Here is a 25376-nt window from a genome sequence, read left to right on the forward strand (position 1 = left end):
CGTTTTCCTTCGGAAAACGGATCTGATCCCAAGAGCCGTTCCAACAGACCGCAGGAACATGTCGAAGGCTACTGAAAATCCGCTGTTTGCGCTGTTGTCGGCCAGCGGCCGGCACTACCGCAGGTGCAGGGCTGCAAGCCCTGCCGAACACCACCCCTACTTCAAACGCAGCAGCAGACTGCCGCCCGCGCACATCACCGCCAGCCAGGCCACGCCGTGCCACCCCCACTGCGCCAGCGCCAGGCTGCCCAGCGCACCGCCAGCGGCCATGCCGATGAACATGCCGGTGAACAGCAGCGCGTTGAGCCGGCTGCGTGCCGGCGGCACCAGGCCATAGACCAGCGTCTGGTGCGCCACCAGCGCCGACTGGAAACCGAAGTCGAACAGCAGCGCACTCACCACCAGCAGCGGCAGCAGCGCGGCGGCCGGCAGCCAGGCTTCGGCCAGCAGCAGGCCGAAGCCCAGCAGCGCCACCGCGATCGCCAACCGCGCCACGGCATGGCAACCCAGGCGATCAGCGAAACGTCCTGCGAACGGTGCGGCCAGCGCACCGGCCGCACCCGCAATACCGAACGCACCCGCCGCCGCACTGCCCAGGCCCAGGCGGGCATGCAGCATCAGCGCCAACGTCGACCAGAATGCGCTGAAGCCGACCGCCAGCAACGACTGGCTCGCCACCGCGCGGCGCAGCTGCGGCTGCTCGCGCCACAACGCCAGCAACGAGCCCAGCAACGCCGGATAGCGCAGCGTGCTGGTCGGTGCGAAACGCGGCAGCGCACGCGCCATCACTGCGCCCATCGCCGCCACCGATACCGCGGCCAGCACGAACTGCGTGCGCCAACCCCATGCCTCGGCCACCACGCCACTGACCACGCGCGACAGCAGGATGCCGAGCAGCAGGCCGGTCATTACCCGGCCGACGATCTGGCCGCGCTGTGCATCCGGCGCCAGCACCGCAGCGGCCGGCACGATGTCCTGCGCCAGCGTGGCCATCAACCCGACCAGCAGGCTGGCCATCAGCAGGCCCGGCAGGTGCCCGGCCATCGCTGCGGCGCCCAGTGCCAACGCCAGCAGCGCGGACTTCAACAGGATCAGGTGGCGGCGGTCGAAGCGGTCGCCCAACGGTGCCAGCAGCAGGATGCCCAGCGCGTAGCCGAGCTGGGTCAGGGTCGGCACCAGCCCGGCGGCGCGCTCACCTGCGCCAAGGTCCTGCGCGATCAGGCCCAGCATCGGCTGGCTGTAGTACAGCGAGGCGACCGAAAAGCCGGCGCCGGCCGCCATCGCCAGCACCAGCGGGGTGGAAGGCGCGTTCGCGGGTGCGACGACGGACAGCGAAGGGGTAGACATGGGGGAGTCCGGTGGAGGAAGTGGGCGTATCCTGCCCGTATTCGCCATGCGTCTGTAGTAGGCTCCTGCACATATACTTCATACGTGACACGCATGAATGACCTCGCCACCGGCGCCGATCGCCTGGATCTGCTGCGCACCTTCCTGCGCATCGTCGATGCCGGCAGCCTGTCTGCCGCCGCCGTGCAGCTGGGCACCACCCAGCCGACGGTCAGCCGGCGCCTTCAGGCACTGGAGCGGCAGCTCGGCCTGCGCCTGCTGCAGCGCTCCACCCATGGCCTGCAGCTGACCGAAGATGGCCTGCGCTGCCAGCGCCATGCGCAACGCGTGGTCGACGAATGGGAGTCGCTGCAGGCCGAACTGCACGGCGAACCGGAAACGCTGCGCGGACGCCTGCGGGTGATGGTGCCGCATGCCTTCGGCCAGGCGCAGCTGCTGCCGACCATGCTCGCGTTCCTCGCCCAGCACCCACAGCTGAGCCTGGAGTGGATCCTGGAAGATCGTCGCCCGGATTTCATCGCCGAAGGCATCGACTGCGCGGTGCGGGTGGGACCGGTCGACGAACCGCGCATGGTCGCACTGCCGCTCGCCGAAGTGCCGCGCATCGTCGTGGCAGCGCCCTCGCTGGTGCAGGCCACCGCGATCAGCACACCAGAACAGGCGCAGGCACTGCCGTGGATTTCACTGGTCACCTACTACCGCGAACGCCTGCTGCTGCATGACGCACAGGGGCGTGCGCATACCCTTTCGATCAGCCCGCGCCTGCTCAGCGACAACCTGTTCGTGGTGCAACAGGCCGCATGTGCTGGGCTGGGTGCAGCGGTGGTCTCGGCCTGGCTGGTGGCCGGAGACCTCGCACAAGGGCGGCTGGTGCAGCTGCTGCCGGACTGGCAGGCGCCGGCGCTGCCGGTACACGTGGTATTTCCCGCCGCGCGCCAGCAGCCGCCACGGCTGCGCGCCTTCATCGATGCGATGAAGGCCGCACTGCCGCAGCTGCACGGAATGCGGCCGGCACCGCGCTAGGTCACCGACCGCATAGAAGCCACAGGGTCGGATCCCTTCCCACGGGGAAGGGCTCTGACCCTGTCGATCACTGCGCCTTCGCCGCCTCGGCATTCCACGCCGCCACCTTGGCCCTGGTATCAGCCAACATCTTGTCCAGCGCGGCGCGGTCATACACGTTGCCACGCAGGATCACGCTGTCGATCTTTTCGGTGGCGGCAATGTCCTGCAGCGGGTTGGCGGTCAGCAGCACCAGATCGGCGGCCTTGCCTTGAGCAACACCCCCGTAACGATTCATCTGGCCGAACCAGGCCGGGCCGGAACGGGTCGCCGCCGACAGCGCCTGCGGCGCGCTCAAGCCTTCCTTCACGAACAGCTGCAGCTCCTGGTGCAGGGCGATGCCCGGGAAGTTGAACGAGTTGAGGAAGCCCGCATCGGTGCCGGCGATGATCGTCACGCCGGCTTCCTGCAGCATCGGCAGCACGGCGGCCACCTGGTGGTACTGCACATGGCGCGCTTCGATCTGCGCTGGCGTTGCCTTGGCGGCACGTTCAACGCGCCACTGGTAGGTCGCGCGCAGGCCCGGGCCGATGTAAGCCAGGTACGGATCGTTCGCGTGGTCATCCTGGTCAAGGAAATCGAGGATGCGGCCACCGTTGAGGGTCGGGGTCACGAACACGCCGCGCCTGGCGAAATCGCGGTAGGCATGCATCGCCGTATCGCGGTCGAAGCTGGCGTCGAGGCGGCGGTTGGCTTCGGCGCGGTCGATGCGGCCGGCACCGAAGTCGCCGGCAATCTGCGCCTCGTCCTTGCTCCCGGCCTTGAATGCGTAGTCCAGATGCTCGATCGAGGCCAGCCCGGCATCGATTGCCTGCTCCACGGTCAGCGCCATCGGGATGTGCCCCGACGCCTTGAATCCGGCATTGCGCGCGGCACTGGCCGAGTACAGGAACAGTTCCGGCTTCAGCGTGCTGTCGGTGATCTTCACGAAATCGACCTTGTCGTGCTGCAGGCGGGTGATCGCCTTGTCGACGTCAGCCTTGCTGCCCACTTCGATCGTGCCCTTCCAGACCGGCTTGAGGCCTTCGATCTTCGCGCCCGAGCTGAGCAGCCGCGGACCGAACAGCGTGCCCTTGGCAATTTCCCCGCGCCACTGCAGCACCTGCTCGGGCAGGTCGCCGGAACAGTCACGCACCGTGGTGATGCCGTGCGCGATGTACAGCGGCAGCAGTGCCTTGTTCTCTTCGATCAGCGCCGGGCCACCACCAAAGTGCACGTGCATGTCCCACAGGCCCGGGATCAGGTACTTGCCCTTGGCATCGATCTGGCGGGCCGCGCTCCATTGGCTGCGCAGCTGCGCGTCCGGGCCGACGGCGACGATGTCCTCGCCACGGATCACCACGCTCTGCCCGGCGCGGGTACTGGCGTGCTCGACATCGACCACGGTGGCATTGCGGATCAGCAGGTCGGCGCGCTCGGCGGCAGACGCCGACAGCGGTGCCACCGCAAGGAGGATGGCAAGGGACAACGGACGGGAACGGAACATGGACAGCATCCTGATGGGCACGCCCAGCGTGCGGGTGGAAGGGGTTTGCATTCAGCGCACCGCGCCGTGCTGGCGCAGCAGGGTCTCAATTCCGGTATAGCCGCGCTGGCGCGCGTGCGCCAGCGGCGTCACGCCGTCGCCGTCGGCAAGCTCCGGGTCGGCGCCGGCCTCCAGCAGCAACTGCACGATCTGCAGGTGGCGCGCACCGCCATCGCCGAGCAGGATCGCTTCCAGCAGCGCGGTCCAGTTCAGGCGGTTGACATGATCGACCGCCACACCGGCACGCAGCAGCGTGCGCACGGTGGCGACATGGCCGCGCTCGGCGGCCGGAATCAGCGCGGTGCCGCCATAGCGATTGGTACTGCGCAGATCGGCGCCATGCGCCAGGGTCATCGCCAGGATCTCATCCAGGCCCCGCGCGCCGGCGTACAGGTAGGCGCTGTCCTGCAACACATCCTTGGCATTGACGTCGGCACCGGCTTCGATCAGCTCGCGCGCGGCATCCACGTTGTTGCCCTGCGTGGCCAGCAGCAACGCCGTGCGACCCTGGCCATCGCGCGCCTCCAGCGTGGCGCCATCCTCGATCGCCTGCCGCACCGCATCGGCGTCGCCACGGCTGGCAGCATCCCGCAGGCGCGCGTCTGCGTCGGCCCGGGACGTGGCGGTGCAGGCGGGGGTGAACATGGCCAGCAGGCACAACAGCAGCACGCGCGTGAACGGCGCAGGCCAGCCAGCGGAATGATGGACGCGCATGACAGTGTCTCCTCATGTCCGTCGCCACGGAACGCCGTGCGACGGTAGCAACAGCCGGGCATTGCCGGCCCCTGCCCTGCATGGTAGAAGTCGGCCTGGGTATCCAGAAGTGAAATGTTCAAATGCAAGACAGTGCCAAATCGAATAGAACCCTGTTCGAACTGGACCTGCTGCGGGCGCTGGTGATGGTGGCCGACTGCGGCAGCTTCACCACGGCCGCCACCCGCCTGCATTCGACCCAGTCCACGGTCAGCCAGAAGGTGCGCCGCCTGGAAGAGCTGGCGGGGCATCGCCTGCTCGAGCGCGGCCACCGCGACGTGCACCCCACCGACGCCGGCCACACCCTGCTCGGCTATGCGCGGCGCATGCTCGACCTGAACGAGGAAATGGCGCAGGCGCTGGCCGGCGCCACCGTGGAAACCGCGGTGCGCATCGGTGTCCCCGAGGACTTCGTCAACGCGCAGACCACACGCGTGCTGGCCGCCTTCAGCCGCCGTCACCCACAGGTGAAACTGGAAATCAGCAGCGGCCTCAGCCGCGACCTGGCGCACGGCTTCGACCACGGTGAACTGGATCTTGTGCTGGTCAAGCAGCGACGCAACAGCCGCCAGGCGGTGCACTGCCGCCGCGAGCCGATGCACTGGATCGACAGCCTGCGCAGCAGCTGCCTGCAGCAGGACCCGCTGCCGCTGGTCACCTTCCCGCCGCGCGGGCTGTACCGCGACGAGATGATCCACGCCGTGGAAGCGCTGGGCCTGCGCTGGCGCATCGCCTTCACCAGCTCGTCGCTGAGTGGCATCCAGGGTGCCGTGGCCGATGGCATCGGCATCAGCCTGCTGCCCCGCCGCGCGGTCGCCCGCGATCATCGCATCATCGATGGTGAGCGCGACCTGCCGGTGATCGACAACTACGAAATCGGCCTGCTGCATCGTGCGGACGCCGACGATGCGGTGCGCGCGCTGGCCAGCGAGCTGTGGCGGCAGGTGCAGCGCGAACCGGATTGACCACTGCAACTGCAGTAGCGTGGGCCGCTGGCCGGCAGCCGCGACGGCAACATCGTCCCGCGTGGGGTCAGATCCGTTTTCCGAAACGGATCTGACCCCGAAGCGAAATCCGCGCATTGACCATCGAAAGCTGATCACGCCTGTCGCGCGGAAGTCACGGCTCTGCCGCTAGAGTGCCCCCTGTTTCCGTGCTCCACGGCATCGTGTCATGTCCGACGAAATCCCCGCCCGCTTCGAGCCCCTGCCCGCCGCCCTGCAGACGCACCTGAAGCACCAGCGCTCGCTGATCGCCGCGCGCGTGGCGGCCGGCTTCCCGACGTTGCCGGTGCAATGGCCGCTGGCGGCGAGCACACTGCAGCGCGTGGTCGATGCCGAGCTGATCGACCGTGCCGACTGCGATGGCTGGGAAGCGCTGGGCGTGGCGTTCGGTGACACCCTGGCCCAGCGCGTGCCGGGGCTGGCCTGGATGCAGGTCACCGACGCCTGGGGCATCGATGCAGTGCTGCGTTATGCCGGCAGCAGCCTGCAGATCGGCGCCAGCACACTGCTGCTCAAGCGCGTCGAACAGGGCGAAGTCATCGACATCGCCCACCTGCTTGCGTGGCTGGAAGCGTTCGTCGCTACCCGCGCCGACGATTACGCCTGACGACACATCGAGGTGGATCCATGCCATCCGTGGATGAATGAGACCACGCGATGGCTCCCTCCACGCACGGCGTGGATCTACAACCAGCGGCCGTCAACCACCACCCGGCGCTCCACCGGCACCCCGGCCACGGCCGCCGGGCCATGGTCCGCACGCACGGCCACGAACGTCGCCGGCCGGCCTTCGGCGATGCCGTGCTGCGGCAGCCCGATCACCTGCGCGCCATGGGTGGTGACCATGTCCAGCGCCAGCATCAGGTCGCCATCGGTGTAGAAGCCCGAGCGGTAGCCCAGCAGCATCGCGCGCTGCAGCAGGTCCCCATTGCCATACGGCCACCAGCAGTCGCGGATGTTGTCATTGCCGGCGAACATGCGCACGCCGGCGTCGTGCAATGCACGCAGCGGCGGGAACGGATGGTCGCCCGGCGCGTTGCTCATGATCGCAACGCCCGCCGTGGCCAGTGCTTCACCCACCTGCAGCGCGCGCGCCAGCGGCACGTCGCCCAGCGAGTAGGCATGGCTGACCGCAACGCGCCCCTGCAGGCCGGCGGCACGGGTGCGTGCGGCGATGCGCAGCAGCTGGGCCAGCCCGGTTTCGCCGGGCTCATGCAGGTGGATGTCCAGCTGCACGCCATAGCGCTCGGCCAGGCCGAACAGCAGGGCCAGCTGGCCTTCAGCATCGCCATCCAGCGTGGTCGGATCGATGCCTCCCAGCACCTCCACGCCCGCTGCAAGGGCCTGCTCAAGCACGGCGGCGGTACCCGGACAGGACATCACCCCGGCCTGCGGGAACGCCACCAGCTGGATCCGCATGATGTCGGCGCAGCGCAGCGCGGCCTCGCGCACTGCTTCGAGATGACGCAGGCCGGTGCTGCCGTCGACATCGACGTGACAGCGCATCGCCACCGTGCCGAAGCGGCTGCACTGGCGGATCAAGGCCTCGGCACGGTCCACCATTGGCGCCGCGCCCGCCACCGCGGCCTTCTCCACCGCCAGCCGCTCTCGCAGGCTGTTCACCGGCTGATGCGGGTGCCAGCGGTCGCCGACAAAACTCTTGTCCAGATGGATGTGGCCGTCGACCAGCCCGGGCAGGACTGCGAAGCCCTGCAGGTCGACGCATTCCGCTCCGTCGGCCGGCGAGGCCTCGCCATTGAGGCCACTGATGCGGCCGCCACGGATGTGGAAATGCAGTGGCGCGCCGTAGCGGTCTACACCGCCATGGACGAACTGAAGCGTCATCGGAAACTCCCGGAAAGCCAAGTCATGGCGCCATCCTGAGCGCTGGCACTGCCATCGGCCAACGAAATATCTGGATGCCATACATTCATCAGAACGATGAATGCCGCCGCGACGGCGGCTCGCAGCCACGCCGTGCACACGCCTGAACGGGTACCATAGGCGCCTGTTTCCGTTGTGATGCCGCATGGGCCCGTCCGACCGCCACGATCGTCTCCGCCGCTGGCAGGCCGCGTCTTTGCTGGCTGCTGCCCCGATGGCCAGCCTGTCCGCCACTGATGCGGCCGCCACCGCGCCGTTGCAGGCGCCGCCTGGCCAACAGCGCATCGCCCCGGCTGCGCTGGTCGAGCGGCTGCACCAGCATGTGCTTTCCGGGCAGAGCGCCACCGCCACCCTGGAACACTGGTGCGCCGAACACGGCCTGGCCGAACAGGCGCGGGTGCGCGCGGTGCGTGTACACGGCCAGGACAAGACAGCACCGGCCGACGTGCTGCAGGCACTGGGTGCGAAACCCGGCACCGCCCTTCGCTACCGCCGCGTGCAGCTGGTCTGTGGCAGCCGCGTGCTCTCCGAGGCCGACAACTGGTACCTGCCGGACCATCTCAGCCCGGCCATGAACCAGGTGCTGGACAGCACCGACGAACCCTTTGGCCGCGTGGTTGGCCCGCTCGGCTTCCAGCGCCAGACACTGGCTGACCAGACCTTCTGGCCACCGCGTGGCGAAGGCGACCGCGGCGTGATCCTGGAAGTGCGCGCCCTGCTGCGCGATCGCCAGCAGCAGCCCTTCAGCTACGTCATCGAGTCGTACCTGCAGCAGGCACTGCCCTAGGCCACCGGCGCCCGCCATCACAGCGGACATCGACACAGCAGAAGGCCTGGCATTGCCGGGCCTTCTGTTTGCCAGCCGGATCAGCGGAACCGGTAGTCCAGCTGCAGCCAGTACTGGCGGCCATACGGGTCGTAGTTGCCAACCGGATAGAACGGCCAGCCGCCACCGTTCCTGTCCGCCGGCGGGCGGCTGTCACGCAGGTTGTTGACGATCACGCCCACCGACAGGTTCTCGCCGAACTGGCGGAACACGCTGGCGTTGTAGGTCATGTACGGCGCGATGCGGCCACTGCCATCGGTCTTCGGCAGTGAACCGAAACGGTTGCCGTACAGCGTGGTGGTCCAGTCACCCTGGTTCCAGGTGATGCTGCCATTGGCCTTGCTGCGCCACTGGTAGTCATCCAGCGAATTGCGGATGTCACGCTCCGGATCATCGGAGAACTGCCGGTACTTGTGCTCCAGCACCACGGTATAGGCCAGGCGCGTAGTGAAGCGGCCATAGCGGCCGGCATCGAAACGCCAGTTACCCTTCAGGTCCAGGCCACGCACCGATTCGGAGGCCGCGTTGATCGGATTGATCAGCACGCGGGTCACCTGGTCCGGCTGCACGGTTGCAGTGGACGGGTTGCGGATCACCCGCGACAGCGCGTCCTGGCACAGCGGTGAACCGATATCGCGCGCTTCGCCACCCAGCGTGCGGCCCAGGCGGCAATCGGCTTCGTCGCGCAGGATGCGGCTGGTATCGAGGCTGGTGACCTCGTTGTCGATGCGGATGTCGTAGTAGTCGGCACTGAAATCCAGGCCGGACAGCGGCGACCAGACCACGCCGAAACCATAGGATTTAGCGGTTTCCGGCTGCAGCTGCGCGTTGGCGCGGTTGCTGTAGTCGATCGACAGGCCGTTGTAGTCGCAGTTGTCGTACGACTGGCCTGCGGTGCGGCAGCGCCAGTAGTCGGTCATGCCCGGGTTGTAGCCGCGGGTCTCGGTCGCGAACACGTAGTTCATGTCCGGCGCACGGAAGCTGGTCGCAGCAGAGCCGCGGATCAACAGGCTCTCGATCGGGCGGAACTCGACGCCGAAGCTCCAGGTCGCCTTGCCGATGTGCTCGCCACCGGCGCGATACTGGTCATAGCGACCGGCCAGCGTCGTGGTCAGCGATTTCAGCAACGGCAACTGCAGCTCCACGCCGGCCGCATAGCGGTCACGATCACCGCCGGCACCGATACCGGCGCTGGTGTTCCAGAACTCGCCTGTGCCCAGTCGCGGGTCCGGGCGGTTGCGGTAGCCCTGGCTGCCGGCCTCGACCACCGCCGCCAATGCAGCGTCGCCACCGGGCAGCGCGAACAAACGGCCGTTGACGCTGGCGCTGAAGGTCTGCAGCCACGCCGCATTGCGGCTTTCCTGGTAGCCGGACAGGCCCTCGTATTCGCCCGGGGTCAATGGTTTGAACAGGCGTGCCGGGTCGGGCGCATAGACCTCAACGCCATTGCGTACGCCCAGCTTCGGACCGAGCAGGTATTCGTTGATGCCGGCCAGCAGCACCGGTCGGCGGGTGCGGTTCTCGTAACGCGAGCGGCTGTAGACCGCTTCGTAATCCCAACCGCTGTCGCCGATCTGGCCACGTGCGCCGACGTTGAACGACCACGAGTTTTCCAGGAAGCGGTTGGCATTGCGCGGCAGGCCGCCGATTTCCTCCGGCGCGAAGCGGCGGTACCAGCTTTCCAGGTTGCCGGTGGTCTGGTTGTAGAAGTAGTTGCGGGCCGAGGTCCAGGTCGGTGCACGCGTGTTGTTGTAGATCCGCGCGCTGCCCACGGCGACATCGGCGAACAGGTCGGTGCTCTCGTTGACGTGGAAGGTCAGCAGACCGTAGCCGTTGAGATTGCGCTTCTGGGTCTGCACGGTCCAGTAGCTGGCGGCGGCCTCGTTGCTGCCGCAGTACCAGCCCTGTCGCGGGTTGTTGGCACGGAACACGCTGCCGCCATAGATGTCCGACGCGGCGTCGCAGCCGTTGACGCCCGGATCGATGTTGCGGCCGGTGGCAGCATTGCGCCGATAGGCGATCGCGGTCGCCTGCGGCGCCTTGCCGGCCGGGTCATCGTCCAGCGAATCCATGAAGTCGCGCTGGCGCGCGTGGATCGCCTTGCGCACGTCGAACTCGAAACCGAACAGGCCGTCCCAGCGCTCGCCGGAACTGCCGCCCACCACCTGCACGCGCTGGTTGTCACCGCCGCCCTGCTGGGTGCCGCCGGCGCGCACGTTCACGTCCACGCCTTCAAAGCGGTCCTTGAGGATGATGTTGACCACACCGGCAATGGCGTCGGAGCCGTACACCGCCGACGCACCGGCAGCCAGCACTTCGATGCGTTCGATCAGGGCGCTGGGAATGTTGGCCAGGTTGACAACGTTCACCGAGCCTTCGTAGGCCAGCGGGTAGTCGGCCTGGCGACGGCCGTTGACCAGCACCAGCGTGCGGTTCGGACCCAGCCCGCGCAGATTGATGGTGTTGGCGGCCGGCGTGAACGTATTGCCGAAATCCTCGCCCTGCACGTTGCCGGTGTTCTCGGTCAGCGCGCTGAGGGCGTCGAAGGCATTACGGTAGCCCTGTGCGTCGATCTGCTCGCGGCTGATCACCGTCACCGGCGAGGGTCCCTCGACACTGGCACGTGGAATGCGCGAGCCGGTGACCTTCACTTCCTGCAATGTGGTGGGCGCGCTTTCCTGCGCGAAGGCCGGCAGCGAGGCCAGCATCAGGGACGACAGCGCGAGCACCAGCGGACGCGGGCGCATCGCCTTGTGGGAGGCGGACATGGGCTTCCTGGGGGAGTGGGCGGGTGGTACGGGAGCCGCAGCCGGTACGACACATAACGATCCCGTAACGAAAGTGTCCTGAATGGGTGGTTTCAACGGAAATGACCAGCCCTGATGGGCTTATGCCTGAACCGAATCAGACGCGTTTACGGCACCACCCCACTTTTGCAATGAATTGCATGGCCTGGCGCGTCGGTGATGCGCATCGTGCCGGGATGACCAACAGCGCCCCTTCCACCCACTTCGCCCCACTGCGACCCGTCCTGCGCCGCCACTTGCTCCACCTCCAGGCCACGCCCATCACCCTGCGTTCGTTCCAGCGCGCCGACCTGCCACGCTGGCGTGCCTTCGACGACCGTCGCCAGCGCGGCCAACGGCCGTCCTACGGCATTGATGAAGAGGCGCGGTTCCTCGCCAGCGTCTATCGTTCACGCCTGCAGGAAGACAACGACCTGCTGGTGCTGGGTGTGTTCGACGACGTGCAGGGCGTACTGCACGACCAGCTGCATATCCGCCTGCAGTCGCTGCACTCGCGCTGCGCCGAGCTGCAATCGCTGCAGCACCGGCACCCCCATCCGCAGGCGGCACTGCGGGCACTGTGCCCGTTCCTGTTCGACGATGTCGGCCTGCACCGCCTCTTCGTGCTGCTGCCGCCAGGCTGCACCAGCCCGTTTGCCCAGGCGCTGCAGGCCCATGGGTTCATCCGCGAAGGGATCCTGCGCGACTACCATCTGGACGCGCAGGGATGGCATGACCGTCAGCTGCTGGCGCTGACCGCGTCGGCCTGGCGCAGCTGCCAGCAGCCGATCGGCTAGCGCACCCGCTCCAGTGCCGCACCGGCACCGGTCAAGACCGTGCAGGCATGGTCCTGTAGTTCCTCGCCGCTGGCATCGTTGCCGCTGGCGGCATCCACGCGGGTAGCCAGCAGGATGAAGCCGGGGCCGCCCTGCACCTCGCCGCGCCCGGCCACCACCAGGCTCCACTGGCCCACATCGCCCACGCCGCTCAGGCCATAGGCCAGCAGATTGAGCGGATTGGCGGTCAGTTCTGCACCGGGCAGCAGATAGGCCTGGTACTGATGCCCGCGCAGCGGCACCGGAAACGGTGACCAGCGCGGACCGAGCGCACCGGCATGTGCATCCAGTGCCTGCAGCACATCCGCGCGCAGGCAGTCGACATGGATATGCAGCTGGTGCTGCGAGCGACCGTGCGGCGAATTCAGTGCCAGGCTGGCCACGCTGCGCGGCAGCGGCCGGCCCAGGGCCTGTTCGGTATGCCCGCGCGCCTGCCAGGCGGCCGCAAAATAGTTGGGTACCCCACGCTGGTACAGGCCGTGGCTCTCGATGCCACTGACCTTGTCCAGCGGCATCAGCAGGAACTGGTAGTCACCGTGCGCATCCTTGACCAGCACGTCGCGGCGGTCGGCCGCCGTCTCCACCCGCAGGCAACTGCCACGCGGTCCTTCCACCGCCTTGCAGTCACGCTCGATCAAGCGCCACAGCGCATCGGAATGGGCCGGCGGTGGAGGTGGCGCGCTGGCGCAGGCGGACAACAGCAGCAGGGACGACAGCAGCAAAGGGCGCAGGGACACGGCAGCAACTCACGGAACAGGCACGGCAGACGGCGCCGCGCTGCATTCTAGCCAGTGCAGTGCTGCAGTCAGTAGGTGCCGAACGGCACTTCAACCACGAACGGGGCCTCGCCGTCGCCGCCCTGCAGGGTGTAGCGGTCCAGCGCGCCATCATCATCGGCGTGCGGCTGGCGCTGGAAATGCACGGAATAACGGTTGTCGCCCAGCAGGACGGCACTGCCATCGTCCTCCAGGGCGGCGCCCTCGGGGATCAGCAGCCCACCCAGGTCGCTGTAGGCCCCGGGCACATCGGCGAAGCCGTAGTCTGCCAGTTCGTCCACACGCTGCATCGCATAGACATGCGGCAGATAAGGACGCGCCGGGCTGCGGCCATTGCTCAGGTCGGTCACCCAGGCCTGCGGCAGGTGGTACTGCTCGCGCAGCGCGGCCACGCCCAGCGACGGGCTGGCCACCTGCAGGCAACACACCGCCCGCTTGCCTTCACGGTCGAGGACGGCGAAACGGTCGCCGCGGGTCGCCGCCTGCGGCAGCATGGCGAAGGCCAGATTGCGCTGGGCCGGCGCGTAGCCGGCCTCGGTCTGAAGGTTGCGCCACGCGCCGAACACCGGCGTTTCCGCGGCTGCGGCCGGCACTGGCTCGGCGGCAGTGGCGGCACACGCCACGGCCAGCACCGATACTGCAAGTACCGTCATCGCCCTGCGCTTGTCGCGGAAACTGTCTGCCGTCATACCGTATCCAGCACCTGCACCGGAATGGCCCGGCCTGCCCGCTGGCGCGATGCCAGTCATCCCTCCCACTATGCAGTGGCTACGCCGTGCCGGCAATGACCGGGGCGCTGACGCCTTTCGCGCGCCGGGTGCTATCGTTCCGCCCATCTTCCCTGCGCAGGAGCGCTGCATGTCCGCCTTCCGTCTGTCCCTGTTGCTACCCGCGTCGGCCCTGCTGCTGTCGGCCTGCGTCAGCACCCCCGGTCCGCAGGTCAAGGGTACCGGCCACTGCGACGCCAGCCAGCTGGGCTGGGCAATCGGCCAGCCTGCCAATGAGCCCAACATCCGCCGCCTGTCCAGCGAAAGCGGTGCCGGCCTGGTCAACCCGATCGGCCCCAACACCATCACCACCAAGGACATCCGCCACGACCGCCTGCGTGTGTACGTGGACAAGGACAACATCATCACCGCCACCCGCTGCGAGTAGGCGCTGTAGAGCCGAGCCCATGCCCGGCTGCGCTTCCGTGACAGCCGAGCGCAGGCTCGGCTCTACAGCTCAGGGCTCGGTATACCCCGCGCAGTCCGGCAGCGCCTGGTCGGGGTGGAACACCCCATCACTGAAGCGGAACAACCGCGTGTAGCTGCACGCCGGGTCCTGCTCGGTGCGCAGGTCCTTCTTCTTCAACGGCCCCTTGGCCAGCGAATCCTCGAAGCGTGAGACACCGGCCGGGAACCGCGTCGCCACCGTCTGGTAGCGCAGCACCGGCATGCCCCCGGCGGCGGTATCCAGCGCCAGCCTTGCCGAGAACCCGTACTCGTCGTGGCAGGCACCGGCGCGCTGCTTCATGTCCTGCTCGCTGAAACAGGCGCGGATCATCGCGTTGCCCAGCCATGGCAGGGTCAGCACGTCGTCGTCCACCTGGATGTCATCCTGCAGGTGACGCACGCGCGCCAGCTGCAGCGTGGACGCGTCGGCACCACCGCCTGAGTACATCGTGCTGAATTTGACGATACCGCCCACCAGCACGTTCTGGCGGGCGCGCTGCCGCGGGTCGCTCACTGCCTCATCGCTGCCAACGCCAGGCGCAAGCCGCACGATCCACGGCCACAGCGAAAGCTCGCTTTCCTGCGGCACGTCGATGCTGACGTGGTAGACGTGCGGCTCGCTTTCGCCGGCCTCCCGTTCAGAGACTTCCAGCGTCGTCGGCCGATCGCCGTCCTCGGCCACCGGCTGCACACGCACGCACCAGGCACGATCGAGGGTGCAGTACTGCATGCGTGCTTCGCCCTGCCCTCCCTGTTCCAGCACCTGCCCCAGCGGCTCCATCACGTTGCCGGCGGCGTCGCGCTGCTGCGGCAGGATCGCGGACTGCGCCAGCACCAGCAGCGGTGTTGCCAGCAATGCAGCGCATAGGGTCGCGCGGGCAACGATGGTGGGCATGGGCGGCTCCTGCGTACGGGATTCCGATGGTAACCGCTGTCCGGGTGGGGCTGAGCCATGCTCGACGGCTGTCTGTCGGGAAGAGCAGCCGAGCATGGGCTCGGCTCTACATCATCCGCAGTCGCAGCCACCCCACCCTTTTTCCTTCGAGGTCTGGCCGATGCCCGGATTGAACGTATTGCTCGGGTCCAGCTGCCGATAGAACCCGGCCAGGGCCGGCTTGGCCGGGTACAGGTGGCCGACATTGTGCTCGGCCGGATACTCGGCGCCGCGCTGGTCCAGCAGCGCCCACATCGCGTGCTCGATCGCCATCGGGTCTTCGCCCTTGCGTGCGATGTAGTCCTGGTGGAACACATGGCACAGGAAGTGCCCGTAATACAGCTTGTGCAGCAGGCGGCCATCGATATCGGCCGGCAACTGCTCGAACCAGTCGGCATCATCGCGGCGCAGGGCGATGTCCAGCGCCACGATATCCTGCACCTGGTCCCGATGCACTTCGCGGTAGCGCACCGCCGCGCCGGCCACCGCGAAGCGATGCAGGAACGCCTTGCGCCCCTCATCGGCCGTGCAGTGGAAGTAACCACCCTCATGATCGGCGAAGAAGCCGCGCAGCCAGGCCTCGGTTGCCGCCGCGTCCTGTGCGGAGACCTTCAGCAACAGGTGATGCTCGTAGCGCTGGCGGAATTCACCCATGCGCCTGGGCAGGTGCGAGGGCAGCAGGCCGGTCAGCACCTGCATCACCCGGTCGGTCACCCCGCGCAGGCCCAGCCGCTCGAACCATCCATCGACCCGGCTCTTCAATGCGAACGCGGCGGGCACACGGGAAGTGCCGAGGCGGTCGATCAACAGGAAGCTGTCCTTGCCGTAGCGCTCGCCGATGTCATAGGCATCGCGGTGGATGTACTCGCCGGCAATCGGCAGGCGCTCGAAGCCGGTCAGCAGCTGGCGCCGGATCGCAGTGAGGCTGTCGGTGCGGTTGCTGCCGATGTAGAAGACCTCGGCGGGCTCCTTTTCGAAGGTATCCAGGCGCACCGCGAACACCGCCAGCTTGCCGGCCGAACCGGCCGCTTCGAAGTGGCGGCTGGGGTCGGCGTTGAAGCGTGCCGGCGTATCGGCATCGACCCGGCGCACTTCCTCGGCGTAGCGTGGATCAGACGCGGCGCGGCCATCGCCGTCACCCACGTCCTCAGCGGCATAGTCACCGGCCTGCAGGCGCTGCAGGATCTGCTCGGGCGTATCACCCAGCGCGATGCCGAGGTGGTTGACCAGCTGCAACTGGCCCTGCGCATCGACCTGCGCATACAGCGCCAGCTCGGTATAGGCCGGGCCACGGCGCACCAGCGCGCCGCCGGAGTTGTTGCAGATGCCGCCCAGCACCGAGGCGCCGATGCAGGAGGAGCCGATCACCGAATGCGGTTCGCGGCCCAGCGGTGCCAGGGTCTGCTCCAGGCGGTCGAGCGTGGCGCCGGGCAGGCACAGCACCTGGCGGCCCTCGTTCAACAGCTGGATGCCGGTCAGGCGCAGCGTGCTGACCAGCACGATCGGGCGCCCATAGTCGTCCCCATCCGGGGTCGAGCCACCGGTCAGGCCGGTATTGGCCGCCTGCAGGATGATCGCCGCTCCGCCCTGCACCGCTGCCTGCAGCACATACCACAGTTCCAGCAAGGTACCTGGGCGCACCACCGCCAGCACCGGGCCATCGCCGAAGCGGTAGCCACGACGGAAGCGGCGCGTGGCCTTGTCGCCGGTCAACACATGGCGGCTGCCGACCGCGTCGCGCAACTGCGCCAGCACGGCGTCATGGCCACTCATGGCAGGTTGACCAGCGAATCGCGCCCGATGTCGGCGATGCGGCGCGCGCCGGTCAGTGTCATCGCCACGCGCATCTCCTTGGCGATCAGGTCCAGCAGGTTGGCCACGCCGGCCTCGCCCTGCGCGGCCAGCGCATAGACGAAGGCGCGCCCCAGCAGCACGGTATCGGCCCCCAGCGCCAGCATGCGCACCACGTCCAGGCCGGTACGGATGCCCGAATCGGCGAGGATCTTCAGGTCGCCCTGCACCGCATCGGCGATGGCCGGCAATGCACGTGCGGTAGACAGCACGCCATCCAGCTGGCGACCACCGTGGTTGGAAACCACGATGCCATCGGCACCGAACCTGACCGCATCGCGCGCATCATCCGGGTCGAGGATGCCCTTGATCACCATCGGGCCCTTCCAGAACTCGCGGATCCACTCCAGGTCCTTCCACGAAATGGACGGATCGAAGTTGCTGCCCAGCCAGCCGATGTAATCCTCCAGCCCGGTCGGGTTGCCGCGGTAGGTGGAGATGTTGCCCAGGTCATGCGGACGGCCGAACAGGCCGACGTCCCACGCCCAGTGCGGATGGGTGACGGCCTGGCCGATGCGGCGCAGCGAGGCATTCGGGCCGCTCATGCCGGAGTGTGCATCACGGTAGCGCGCGCCCGGCACCGGCATGTCCACGGTGAACACCAGCGTGGTCACGCCGGCGGCCTGTGCCCGCTCCAGCGCATTGCGCATGAAGCCACGGTCGCGCAGCACGTACAGCTGGAACCACATCGGCCGCTGGATGGCCGGTGCCACTTCCTCGATCGGGCACACCGATACGGTGGACAGGGTGAACGGGATGCCCCGGCTGTCGGCCGCGCGCGCCGCCTGCACTTCACCGCGGCGGGCATACATGCCGGTCAGGCCGACCGGCGCCAGCGCCACCGGCATTGCCAGCGTTTCGCCGAACAGCTCGGTTTCCAGGCTCAGGTCGGACATGTTGCGCAGGATGCGCTGGCGCAGCGCGATGTCGGACAGGTCGGAAACGTTGCGCTTCAGCGTGTGCTCGGCATACGCGCCGCCATCGATGTAGTGGAACAGGAACGGCGGCAGCCGGCGTTGCGCTGCGGCACGGTAATCGGTGGAGGCGGAGATGATCATGGGGTCAACCGTGTGGGGAAGGCAGGCGCGAGGCCCGCGCACGCCGGGCTTCGTTGTCATCGAGCGTGCGCAGCGTGGTGTGCACGAACTCGAGGTGGGCATGCGCGGCGGCGCGCGCGCGTTCGGGGTCGCCGGCCAGCACCGCATCCATCATTTCGCGGTGCTGGTCGGACAGGGGCGAGAAGGTCCTCGCCGAGGTGTAGAGCTTCTCGCGGCTCTGCGAGATGTTGGTCTGCAGCAGTTCGAACAGGCCGCGCATCACCTGCAGCAGCACCAGGTTGTGGGAGGCCTCGGCGATGGACAGGTGGAAGGCCGCGTCAGCCTCTGCTTCACCGGTGGGGTCGTCCTTGCCGTGCGCGTCCATCATGGTCTGGAAGGCCTGCGCGATGCGCATACGGTCCTCATCGGTGGCTCGCAGCGCCGCATGCCAGGCAGTGGCACCTTCCAGCGCGTGGCGGATCTCCAGCACGTCAAAACGGTATTCCGGGTCGCCCTGGAACAGCGGCAGGTACGGCGCCAGCGGTTCATCCAGCGCCTGCCGCGCGCGCGCCGCCGGTTCGGCCACGTAAGTGCCGCCACCGATGCGTGCGGTCAGCAGGCCCTGGCTGGCCAGCTGCGCGATGGCCTCGCGCAGCGCGGTGCGCGAGACCCCCAGCTGCACCGCCAGGGTGCGCTCGGCGGGCAACCGGTCGCCCGGCCGCAGCCGCTGTTCCTGCACCAGGCCGCGCAGCTGCGCGGCCACCCTGTCCGAAATACGTTGCGTGCTCATGGCGCCATTGTGGCCCGAAGCGCACAGCGGGTGGTCGGCCAGCCATGCATGGCTCAGGGAATCATCCAGGTCAGCCAGTAGGCCTGGGCCAGGGTGATCAGGCCGACCATCGTGGTGAAAATCAGGCTGTGCTTGACGGTAAAGCGGAACAGGTCCGACTCCTTGCCGGCCAGGCCGACCGCCGCGCAGGCAATGGCGATCGACTGCGGCGAGATCATCTTGCCGGTAACGCCGCCGGTGGTGTTGGCCGCCACCAGCAGCACGTCGGATACGCCGATCTGCTGCGCGGTGGTGGCCTGCAGCGCCGAGAACAGCGCATTGGACGAGGTATCCGAACCGGTCAGGAACACGCCCAGCCAGCCCAGGAACGGCGAGAAGAACGGGAACGCATCGCCAGTGTGTGCCAGTGCCAGCGCCAGTGTTGCCGACAGGCCCGAGTAGTTGGCGATGAAGGCGAAGGCGAGCACCATGCCGATCGAGTAGATCGGCATGCGCAGCTCACGCACGGTTTCGCCGAAGGTCTGCAGCGCCGAGCGGGCCTGCATGCGCAGTGCGATGATCGCGATCACCGCCGCAAGGATGATCGCGGTGCCGGTGGCCGAGAACCAGTCGAATTTGTAGATCGCCTCATAGCTGAGCGGCGCGTCGACGATCGGCGGCATCTTCTGCACCCTCTGGTCCAGGCCCGGCACCGGGAGCTTGAGCACCCAGCCTTCCAACGGGCCGCCTGCCGCGAACAGCGACTTGAACGGCCTGATGCTCCACAGCGTGACCATCGCGGTGAGGATCAGGAACGGCGACCACGCCTTGGCGATCTGGCCGACGCTGTAGCGTGGTGCCTCCAGTGCCTGCGCGGCCGCCTCGGCGCTGGTTTCGGTATCGAAGCGGAAGATCCGTGCCGGCTTCCAGCGGCGCAGGAACAGGGTCAGGCACACCAGCGACGCCAGCGAGGCGGTGATGTCCGGCAGCTCCGGGCCGATGAAGTTCGAGGTGAGGTACTGCGCGATGGCGAACGAGCCACCGGCCACCAGCACCGCCGGCCAGGTTTCCCTGATGCCACGCCAGCCATCCATGATGGCCATGATCCAGAACAGCACGATCACAGTCAGGAACGGCAGCTGGCGGCCGGCCATCTGGCCGATCTCGAATGCATCCAGGCCGGTGACCTGCCCGGCCACGATGATCGGAATGCCCATCGCACCGAACGCCACCGGCGCAGTGTTGACGATCAGGCACAGGCCGGCGGCATACAGCGGCTTGAAGCCCAGCCCGACCAGCAGCGCCGCCGTGATCGCCACCGGCGCACCGAAGCCGGCCGCGCCTTCCAGGAAGGCACCAAACGCGAAACCGACCATCAGCATCTGCAGGCGCTGGTCTTCGGTCACCGACAGGATCGAGGCGCGGATGATGTCGAACTGACCGGTCTTGACCGAGACCTTGTAGAGGAACACCGCGCCGATGATGATCCAGGCGATCGGCCACAGGCCGTAGACGAAGCCGAAACCGGCCGCGCCCAGCGCCTGGCTCAACGGCATGCGGTAGAACAACAGGGCCACGCCAAGCGCGATGGCCACGGTGATCGTGCCGGCCAGCCAGCCCTTCATGCGCAGCACCGCAAGGGCAACGAAGAAGAACGCGATCGGCAGCAGCGCGATCAGGCTGGACAACCACAGGTTGCCGGCGGGGTCGTACAGGTGTTGCCAGGGCTGCATGAAGGCTCTCGACTGGGGCGGGATGTGCTCCACCGCAGGCGGTGGGTCGCCGTGGCTGTCGACTATTGATCGTACCAATAATGATTTCGATCAGACCACTTGCAGCGGATTTAACCGCCGCTCCGACGAAGTGCCTATTAGACCATAGGGCTAGACTTCATATTGGTCCGACCATTACGGCTCTCATGGTAGTGGCGGCCGCTGGCCGGCAACTAGACCTTCCCTACGGAATCCTTTTCTCCAACCGCCGCATCACCGCCAGCACCAGCACGCACAGCACGCTCACCCCGATGGCGATCACGTACTTGCTGATCCCCACCGCAATCCCGATGGCCGCTGCCATGATCAGCGAGCTGGCCGTGGTCAGGCCGCTGACCTGGTCCTCGCGTGACCCACGCAGGATGGTGCCAGCGGCAACGAAGCCGACACAGGCCACCACCGCTTCGATCAGGCGCACCGGATCGACCTGCAGCAGGTCGCGGTAGCGCTCCTGCTGGAAATGCTCGGCCACCGAGTCGCCGAGGCCGACGATCAGCGCAGCGGCCCCCGCGATCAGCATGTGCGTACGCAGGCCAGCGGCGTGCTTGCCCATCTCGCGCTCGACGCCGAGCACGCCGCCAAACAGCATCGCTGCGGCTACGCGCAGCAGGATCGAGACATCCTGGGTGAGTTCCATGGTCAAGCTCCGGGGTTTTCCCGGAGCGTCGCGTGGCCCCCGTGGCACAGAGGTGAAGGCCACGCCACAGTCCGTTCACCCGGTAGCGCCGGGCGACACCCGGCGGCACCGCACCCTGCGTTCAACGCATCACTGCGCCAGGTAGCCACCATCGATGGCGTAGTACGCGCCGGTCGCAAACGAGGCGTCGTCGCTGGCCAACCAGGCCACCAATGCCGCCACTTCCTCGGCCGTGCCCAGCCGCTTCAGCGCGTGCCGTCCTTCCAGCGTGGCGCGCACCTTCGGGTCCATCTTCTCCAGCAGCGGTGTGCTGATGAAACCCGGACCCACCGCGTTGACACGGATGCCGTCGGCCGCATGTTCCCACGCGGCGGTCTGGGTCAGCCCGACCACGCCGTGCTTGGCCGCCGCGTAAGCGGTGGAACCGGCATAGCCCACCTGGCCCAGGATCGAGGCCATGTTGATGATGCTGCCGCCGGTTCCAGCGGCCCGCATTGCCTGGATCTGCGCCCGCTGGCACAGGAACACACTGGTGAGGTTGACGTCGATGACCCGCTGCCAGCCCTCGATCGGATAGTCGCCGCTGCTGGCCGCCGGCCCGCCGATACCGGCGTTGTTGACCGCCACGTGCAGGCCGTCAAGTTCCTTGACCGTGCGCTGCACCGCCGCCTCCACCGCTGCATCGTCGGTGACGTCCAGCGCGATGCCGATGGCCTGTGCGCCGGTGCTGCGCAACTGCGCCACGGTGGCATCCACCGCATCCTGCTTGAGGTCCCAGACCGAAATACGGGCACCGGATGCGGCCAGCGTCTGTGCCACGGCCAGGCCGATGCCCGACACGCCGCCGGTCACGATCGCGGTCTTGCCGGTCAGCTGGTAATCAATCATCTGCATTCTCCATCGGTGGGGGGAGCGATGCGGCGCGCGGCCGCCAATCCATCACCTTACGCCGGCCGCTGTGACGAGCAGACCAACAGCCTGTCCGCGGATGATCGTTCCAGCAATGAAACCTCAACCGAAGTTCATGTAGGGAATCAAGTACGGATATAGCGGCAAAACGCTGGCGTATGTCCGGCACCCCGTTCAACTTGGCCGTAATGACCAATCGGTTTGACCGTATTCAAATCCCCTGCGAATGATTCGCAGCGACAATGGGAAACGTTTCCAGTTTCTTCGACACATTTTTTCCAACCTGGCGTTTTCCGGCCTTCCAGGCTGCCCGCTACGCGGGGCAGCACATGGGCCATGGTGCCAGCGCCTCCCCTCCTGTACGTGACGAGCGATGTCCCGATACTTCACCTTTGCCGATTACCGCCGCTTCGGCCAACGCCACGGCTTCGATTACCGCGCTGATCCGGAACACCTGCGCGACGACCAGTGGGCCGGCCGCGGCGAAGTCAACGAACAGTTCATGCGCGGTGGCATGAGCCTGATCGCCTCCGACGTGCATAACCGGTTCCCCTATGTGGCGACCGCGCAACAGCGGCCCGGGCTCGCCATCCGCGTGATGCTGCAGGGTCAGGTCGACGTGCGTATCCCGCGACGCGGAAGTTTCACCCTGCGTGCCGGCACCGCGATGACCGCCCACCATCGCGACCAGATCGAGATGACCGGCGCGCACCCCGGCGAAACGCGCCTGCGCGGGGTCAGCGTGATCGTGCCGGGTGGCATCGACGCGGATGTTTTCCAGATGCCACAGTTGGAAAAAGCGCTTGGCACGCACCTGGAATGCCGCCACTGGGCCATTCCCCACGCCATGCTGCCGGTGCTGGGCCAGTTGTTCGACAGCCCGTGGCAGGACGGCATCGACGCGCTGTGGCGCGAAGGCGTGGCATTGCAGCTGCTGGCCCTCGGCCTGCAGGCCGAGGATCTGCAGACCGACCCGGTGCGCACGCTGCGTGCCGGCCAGCGCGAGCGCCTGGAACGGGTACGCAGTTACCTGCATGACGACCCCAGCCATGCACACAGCCTGGTCGAGCTGGCCCGGCTGGCCTGCATGAGCCCCAGCTCATTGCGCCGCCATTTTGCCCAGCAGTATGGAAGTTCGGTGTTCGACTACCTGCATGAACAGCGCATGCGCCATGCCGAACAGGGCCTGCGCGAAAACGGATGGACGGTTGAGCAGGCCGCCGCCGCCAGCGGCTACCGCCACCCCAGCAACTTCGCCGCCGCGTTCCGCAAGCGCTTCGGTCTGGTCCCCAGCCGCTGGCGTACGGGCCCCTCGAAGGTGGGGTGAGGATCCCCGCTCCGGTAGGTGTCGACCTTGGTCGACACGCTCCTGCACCGTCGCCGATGCCGGCCAGCGGCCGGCACTACCGCCGCCGGGCATCGCGCACCCGGCGTACCTCATCAACCTCAATACACCGGCAGATCGATGTAACTGGCCTGCGCTGCGCTGTGCCAGACCCGCTGCGTGGCCTTCTGGTAATCGCCCGGCTTGGCCAGGTAGATGTTCGGCACGTAGGTCTGCGGATTGCGGTCATACAGGGGGAACAGGCTGGACTGCACCTGCACCATCACCCGATGGCCCTTCTGGAAGGTGTGGTTGGCGTTGGGCAGGTCGAAGCGGTACGGCAGCACCTGGTTGGCGGCCAGCGGCTTCGGATCGCTGAAGCTTTCGCGGTAACGGCCACGGAAGATCGCCAGCGACACCGGCAGCTCGTAGCCACCCATCTCAGGCGTCGACGCTTCCTGGTCCGGATACACGTCGATCAGCTTCACCACCCAGTCGCTGTCGGTGCCACTGGTCGAAGCCTGCAGGTGCACCACCGGCGCGCCGCCAATGCGCAGCGGCGCGGTCAGCGGTTCGGTGATGAAGGTCAGCACGTCCGGGCGGCCATCAACGAATCGCTGGTCCTTGACCAGCCAGGTGGTCCACATGTCGCGGTCGCCGAAGCGGACCGGGCGCGGCACGAACGGTACCGGCTTGGCCGGGTCGGACACGTATTCCTCGAAGTCCCCCTCGCCCGCCGCCGGTGCCTGGAACGCCAGCTTGCCGCCAGCGCGCAGGTACAGCGGCTTGCTGCTGGCGGCACAGCCCTTGTCGCAGCTGCGCGGCCAACCCTTCAGGCGCTCCCAGTGGTTCTCGCCGGTGTTGTAGATCAGCACCGGCGGCGTATCGGCCTTCGGCGCGCCATCCACCAGGTACTGGTCGAAGAACGGCTTGAGCACATCGCGACGGAACTGCAGCGCGGTATCGCCATCGAACTTCAGCGCACCCAGCTCGCTGCCGCCGTAGTTCACCTGGCTGTGCCGCCACGGGCCCATCACCAGGTAGTTGCGGTTGTTGCCGCTGTCGCGCCCTTCCATCGCCTGGTAGGCGTGGTTGGCACCCCACATGTCTTCCTGGTCCCACAGGCCCTGCAGCCACATGGTCGGCACCTTCAACGGTGTCTTGGCCATCACCGCGTCCAGCGCCTGGCCCTGCCAGAAGCCATCATAGGCCGGGTGCTCGACCAGCTTCTTCCACCAGGTCAGCTGGTCCACGCCGGTGAAACGCGCGTAGTCACCGGCCGAACCGAGGCGCAGGAAGGTGCTGTAGTCGTCATAGCCGAGGCTGGGCAGCGGCGTGCCCTTGCCGCGCTTCTCGGTCTGCATTGCGAAATAGTTGAAGTTGACCTGGCGGAACGCACCGTAGTTGAGCCAGTCGTCACCCATCCAGCCATCGACCATCGGGCTCTGCGGCGCGGCCACCTTCAGTGCCGGGTGCGGGTCGGTCAGCGCCATCACCACGGTGAAACCCTCGTACGACGAGCCGAGCATGCCGACCTTGCCGTTACTCTCCGGCACGTTCTTCACCAGCCAGTCGATGGTGTCCCAGGCGTCGGTGGAGTGATCCACCCTGGTGTTGTTCAACGGCCCGCGCAGCGGCCGGGTCATCACGTAATCGCCTTCGGAGCCGTACTTGCCACGGATGTCCTGGAACACGCGGATGTAGCCGCCGTCGACGAACACCTCGTCGCCCTGTGGCAGCAGGTCGCGCATGCGCGGCGAATCACTGCGGTTGGCGCGGCCGGCGGCATCGTAGGGGGTGCGGGTCAGCAGGATCGGGGCATTGCGGGCACCCTTGGGCACCACGATCACCGTATACAGCTTGGTGCCATCACGCATCGGCACCATCACCACGCGCTTGTCGTAGTCACGACCGACATCGGGGGCAACGAAGGGCTTGCCGCTGATGTCCGGGGTCATCGGCGGGGTATCGGCGGCCAGCACGGCGCTGGACAGGCAAAGGGCAATGGCTACAGCGACGGCACGCACACGCATGGACAACCCCTCCCGGCAGGAAAGCTCCAAGCCTACTCCTGCCCCGAGCCATGAAGTGTGTGCGGGCTTTGCATTCTGCGGTGGATGCAGGCAGGAC

At 67.4% G+C, this 25376-nt stretch carries 22 protein-coding genes; 7 read left to right on the forward strand and 15 right to left on the reverse strand.

Annotation, left to right across the window (positions count from 1 at the left end; all coding sequences use genetic code 11):
- Positions 1 to 156: 156 nt before the first annotated feature.
- Positions 157 to 1347: an MFS transporter gene (locus AC5P7F_RS13850; RefSeq protein ID WP_014647477.1), complete on the reverse strand. Its 1191-nt coding sequence runs from the start codon at positions 1345 to 1347 to the stop codon at positions 157 to 159.
- 93 nt (positions 1348 to 1440) lie between these two features.
- Here AC5P7F_RS13850 and AC5P7F_RS13855 point away from each other — a divergent pair, with 93 nt between their 5' ends.
- Positions 1441 to 2370, forward strand: coding sequence for a LysR family transcriptional regulator (locus tag AC5P7F_RS13855; protein WP_014647478.1), 930 nt, complete (start codon positions 1441 to 1443; stop codon positions 2368 to 2370).
- 67 nt (positions 2371 to 2437) lie between these two features.
- On the opposite strand, the gene AC5P7F_RS13860 is transcribed toward AC5P7F_RS13855, so the two are convergent.
- Both AC5P7F_RS13860 and AC5P7F_RS13865 read right to left on the reverse strand, forming a co-directional pair.
- Complete coding sequence (locus tag AC5P7F_RS13860) at positions 2438 to 3895, reverse strand: amidohydrolase family protein (RefSeq protein ID WP_075076518.1); 1458 nt, start codon at positions 3893 to 3895, stop codon at positions 2438 to 2440.
- Positions 3896 to 3946: 51 nt separating this feature from the next.
- Positions 3947 to 4648, reverse strand: coding sequence for an ankyrin repeat domain-containing protein (locus tag AC5P7F_RS13865; RefSeq protein WP_495204161.1), 702 nt, complete (start codon positions 4646 to 4648; stop codon positions 3947 to 3949).
- Between the two features lie 122 nt (positions 4649 to 4770).
- Between AC5P7F_RS13865 and AC5P7F_RS13870 the strand changes: the two genes are divergently transcribed.
- Positions 4771 to 5652 (forward strand): LysR substrate-binding domain-containing protein, encoded by an 882-nt coding sequence (locus AC5P7F_RS13870; protein ID WP_075076517.1) that lies wholly within the window; start codon positions 4771 to 4773, stop codon positions 5650 to 5652.
- 208 nt (positions 5653 to 5860) lie between these two features.
- Entirely contained in the window at positions 5861 to 6298 is a 438-nt protein-coding gene (locus AC5P7F_RS13875; RefSeq protein ID WP_164077370.1) for a DUF3806 domain-containing protein, read from the forward strand.
- A gap of 77 nt (positions 6299 to 6375) precedes the next feature.
- On the opposite strand, the gene AC5P7F_RS13880 is transcribed toward AC5P7F_RS13875, so the two are convergent.
- Positions 6376 to 7536 (reverse strand): amidohydrolase, encoded by a 1161-nt coding sequence (locus AC5P7F_RS13880; RefSeq protein WP_164077369.1) that lies wholly within the window; start codon positions 7534 to 7536, stop codon positions 6376 to 6378.
- Between the two features lie 184 nt (positions 7537 to 7720).
- Here AC5P7F_RS13880 and AC5P7F_RS13885 point away from each other — a divergent pair, with 184 nt between their 5' ends.
- On the forward strand, positions 7721 to 8362 hold the full coding sequence (locus AC5P7F_RS13885; protein WP_197639986.1) for a hypothetical protein: 642 nt from the start codon (positions 7721 to 7723) through the stop codon (positions 8360 to 8362).
- A gap of 80 nt (positions 8363 to 8442) precedes the next feature.
- On the opposite strand, the gene AC5P7F_RS13890 is transcribed toward AC5P7F_RS13885, so the two are convergent.
- Positions 8443 to 11169, reverse strand: coding sequence for a TonB-dependent receptor domain-containing protein (locus AC5P7F_RS13890; protein WP_164077367.1), 2727 nt, complete (start codon positions 11167 to 11169; stop codon positions 8443 to 8445).
- A 179-nt stretch (positions 11170 to 11348) separates the two neighbouring features.
- Between AC5P7F_RS13890 and AC5P7F_RS13895 the strand changes: the two genes are divergently transcribed.
- Positions 11349 to 11984 (forward strand): GNAT family N-acetyltransferase, encoded by a 636-nt coding sequence (locus AC5P7F_RS13895; RefSeq protein WP_164077366.1) that lies wholly within the window; start codon positions 11349 to 11351, stop codon positions 11982 to 11984.
- On the opposite strand, the gene AC5P7F_RS13900 is transcribed toward AC5P7F_RS13895, so the two are convergent.
- A complete protein-coding gene (locus tag AC5P7F_RS13900) occupies positions 11981 to 12760 on the reverse strand; it encodes a CDP-diacylglycerol diphosphatase (RefSeq protein WP_046431172.1) in 780 nt (259 codons plus the stop codon). The genes AC5P7F_RS13895 and AC5P7F_RS13900 overlap by 4 nt on opposite strands.
- A 68-nt stretch (positions 12761 to 12828) precedes the next feature.
- Complete coding sequence (locus AC5P7F_RS13905) at positions 12829 to 13488, reverse strand: decarboxylase (protein WP_142234897.1); 660 nt, start codon at positions 13486 to 13488, stop codon at positions 12829 to 12831.
- A gap of 169 nt (positions 13489 to 13657) precedes the next feature.
- Between AC5P7F_RS13905 and AC5P7F_RS13910 the strand changes: the two genes are divergently transcribed.
- A complete protein-coding gene (locus AC5P7F_RS13910; protein ID WP_014037553.1) occupies positions 13658 to 13954 on the forward strand; it encodes a hypothetical protein in 297 nt (98 codons plus the stop codon).
- A gap of 69 nt (positions 13955 to 14023) precedes the next feature.
- On the opposite strand, the gene AC5P7F_RS13915 is transcribed toward AC5P7F_RS13910, so the two are convergent.
- From AC5P7F_RS13915 to AC5P7F_RS13945, 7 genes are all read right to left on the reverse strand, one after another.
- Positions 14024 to 14908, reverse strand: a complete 885-nt coding sequence (locus AC5P7F_RS13915) for a hypothetical protein (RefSeq protein WP_032957700.1) — start codon at positions 14906 to 14908, stop codon at positions 14024 to 14026.
- Between the two features lie 111 nt (positions 14909 to 15019).
- Positions 15020 to 16720 carry a D-lactate dehydrogenase gene (dld, locus tag AC5P7F_RS13920; protein WP_142234898.1) on the reverse strand — a complete coding sequence of 567 codons (1701 nt, stop codon included), beginning with the start codon at positions 16718 to 16720 and terminating at the stop codon, positions 15020 to 15022.
- The gene (gene lldD / locus AC5P7F_RS13925) at positions 16717 to 17856 is read right to left on the reverse strand and encodes an FMN-dependent L-lactate dehydrogenase LldD (RefSeq protein WP_075076509.1); all 1140 of its coding nucleotides are present in this window, start codon (positions 17854 to 17856) and stop codon (positions 16717 to 16719) included. Before lldD ends, dld begins: the two co-directional genes overlap by 4 nt.
- A 4-nt stretch (positions 17857 to 17860) precedes the next feature.
- Positions 17861 to 18625, reverse strand: coding sequence for a transcriptional regulator LldR (gene lldR, locus AC5P7F_RS13930; RefSeq protein WP_053495068.1), 765 nt, complete (start codon positions 18623 to 18625; stop codon positions 17861 to 17863).
- A gap of 53 nt (positions 18626 to 18678) precedes the next feature.
- Complete coding sequence (gene lldP / locus AC5P7F_RS13935) at positions 18679 to 20337, reverse strand: L-lactate permease (RefSeq protein WP_481462463.1); 1659 nt, start codon at positions 20335 to 20337, stop codon at positions 18679 to 18681.
- A 223-nt stretch (positions 20338 to 20560) separates the two neighbouring features.
- The gene (locus AC5P7F_RS13940) at positions 20561 to 21013 is read right to left on the reverse strand and encodes an MgtC/SapB family protein (protein WP_014647495.1); all 453 of its coding nucleotides are present in this window, start codon (positions 21011 to 21013) and stop codon (positions 20561 to 20563) included.
- A 129-nt stretch (positions 21014 to 21142) separates the two neighbouring features.
- Positions 21143 to 21901 carry an SDR family NAD(P)-dependent oxidoreductase gene (locus AC5P7F_RS13945; RefSeq protein ID WP_014647496.1) on the reverse strand — a complete coding sequence of 253 codons (759 nt, stop codon included), beginning with the start codon at positions 21899 to 21901 and terminating at the stop codon, positions 21143 to 21145.
- A 394-nt stretch (positions 21902 to 22295) separates the two neighbouring features.
- On the opposite strand from AC5P7F_RS13945, the gene AC5P7F_RS13950 reads away from it, so the two are divergent.
- A complete protein-coding gene (locus tag AC5P7F_RS13950) occupies positions 22296 to 23249 on the forward strand; it encodes a helix-turn-helix transcriptional regulator (RefSeq protein ID WP_049407541.1) in 954 nt (317 codons plus the stop codon).
- A 119-nt stretch (positions 23250 to 23368) separates the two neighbouring features.
- On the opposite strand, the gene AC5P7F_RS13955 is transcribed toward AC5P7F_RS13950, so the two are convergent.
- A complete protein-coding gene (locus tag AC5P7F_RS13955; RefSeq protein WP_164077364.1) occupies positions 23369 to 25279 on the reverse strand; it encodes a CocE/NonD family hydrolase in 1911 nt (636 codons plus the stop codon).
- Between the last annotated feature and the right edge of the window lie 97 nt (positions 25280 to 25376).

The sequence above is a fragment of the Stenotrophomonas sp. YJH_SMC_105-26 genome, assembly GCF_059368915.1.

Excerpts from the sequence above, each read along its gene's own strand:
- AC5P7F_RS13945 (WP_014647496.1), bottom strand. The coding sequence starts at position 21,901 with ATGATTGATTACCAGCTGACCGGCAAGACCGCGATCGTGACCGGCGGC.
- AC5P7F_RS13895 (WP_164077366.1), top strand. The coding sequence starts at position 11,349 with ATGGCCTGGCGCGTCGGTGATGCGCATCGTGCCGGGATGACCAACAGC.
- AC5P7F_RS13905 (WP_142234897.1), bottom strand. The coding sequence starts at position 13,488 with ATGACGGCAGACAGTTTCCGCGACAAGCGCAGGGCGATGACGGTACTT.
- AC5P7F_RS13940 (WP_014647495.1), bottom strand. The coding sequence starts at position 21,013 with ATGGAACTCACCCAGGATGTCTCGATCCTGCTGCGCGTAGCCGCAGCG.
- lldD (WP_075076509.1), bottom strand. The coding sequence starts at position 17,856 with ATGATCATCTCCGCCTCCACCGATTACCGTGCCGCAGCGCAACGCCGG.
- AC5P7F_RS13855 (WP_014647478.1), top strand. The coding sequence starts at position 1,441 with ATGAATGACCTCGCCACCGGCGCCGATCGCCTGGATCTGCTGCGCACC.
- AC5P7F_RS13910 (WP_014037553.1), top strand. The coding sequence starts at position 13,658 with ATGTCCGCCTTCCGTCTGTCCCTGTTGCTACCCGCGTCGGCCCTGCTG.
- AC5P7F_RS13850 (WP_014647477.1), bottom strand. The coding sequence starts at position 1,347 with ATGTCTACCCCTTCGCTGTCCGTCGTCGCACCCGCGAACGCGCCTTCC.
- dld (WP_142234898.1), bottom strand. The coding sequence starts at position 16,720 with ATGAGTGGCCATGACGCCGTGCTGGCGCAGTTGCGCGACGCGGTCGGC.
- lldR (WP_053495068.1), bottom strand. The coding sequence starts at position 18,625 with ATGAGCACGCAACGTATTTCGGACAGGGTGGCCGCGCAGCTGCGCGGC.
- AC5P7F_RS13950 (WP_049407541.1), top strand. The coding sequence starts at position 22,296 with ATGTCCCGATACTTCACCTTTGCCGATTACCGCCGCTTCGGCCAACGC.
- AC5P7F_RS13955 (WP_164077364.1), bottom strand. The coding sequence starts at position 25,279 with ATGCGTGTGCGTGCCGTCGCTGTAGCCATTGCCCTTTGCCTGTCCAGC.
- AC5P7F_RS13890 (WP_164077367.1), bottom strand. The coding sequence starts at position 11,169 with ATGTCCGCCTCCCACAAGGCGATGCGCCCGCGTCCGCTGGTGCTCGCG.
- AC5P7F_RS13915 (WP_032957700.1), bottom strand. The coding sequence starts at position 14,908 with ATGCCCACCATCGTTGCCCGCGCGACCCTATGCGCTGCATTGCTGGCA.
- lldP (WP_481462463.1), bottom strand. The coding sequence starts at position 20,337 with ATGCAGCCCTGGCAACACCTGTACGACCCCGCCGGCAACCTGTGGTTG.
- AC5P7F_RS13870 (WP_075076517.1), top strand. The coding sequence starts at position 4,771 with ATGCAAGACAGTGCCAAATCGAATAGAACCCTGTTCGAACTGGACCTG.
- AC5P7F_RS13885 (WP_197639986.1), top strand. The coding sequence starts at position 7,721 with ATGGGCCCGTCCGACCGCCACGATCGTCTCCGCCGCTGGCAGGCCGCG.
- AC5P7F_RS13875 (WP_164077370.1), top strand. The coding sequence starts at position 5,861 with ATGTCCGACGAAATCCCCGCCCGCTTCGAGCCCCTGCCCGCCGCCCTG.
- AC5P7F_RS13880 (WP_164077369.1), bottom strand. The coding sequence starts at position 7,536 with ATGACGCTTCAGTTCGTCCATGGCGGTGTAGACCGCTACGGCGCGCCA.
- AC5P7F_RS13865 (WP_495204161.1), bottom strand. The coding sequence starts at position 4,648 with ATGCGCGTCCATCATTCCGCTGGCTGGCCTGCGCCGTTCACGCGCGTG.
- AC5P7F_RS13860 (WP_075076518.1), bottom strand. The coding sequence starts at position 3,895 with ATGTTCCGTTCCCGTCCGTTGTCCCTTGCCATCCTCCTTGCGGTGGCA.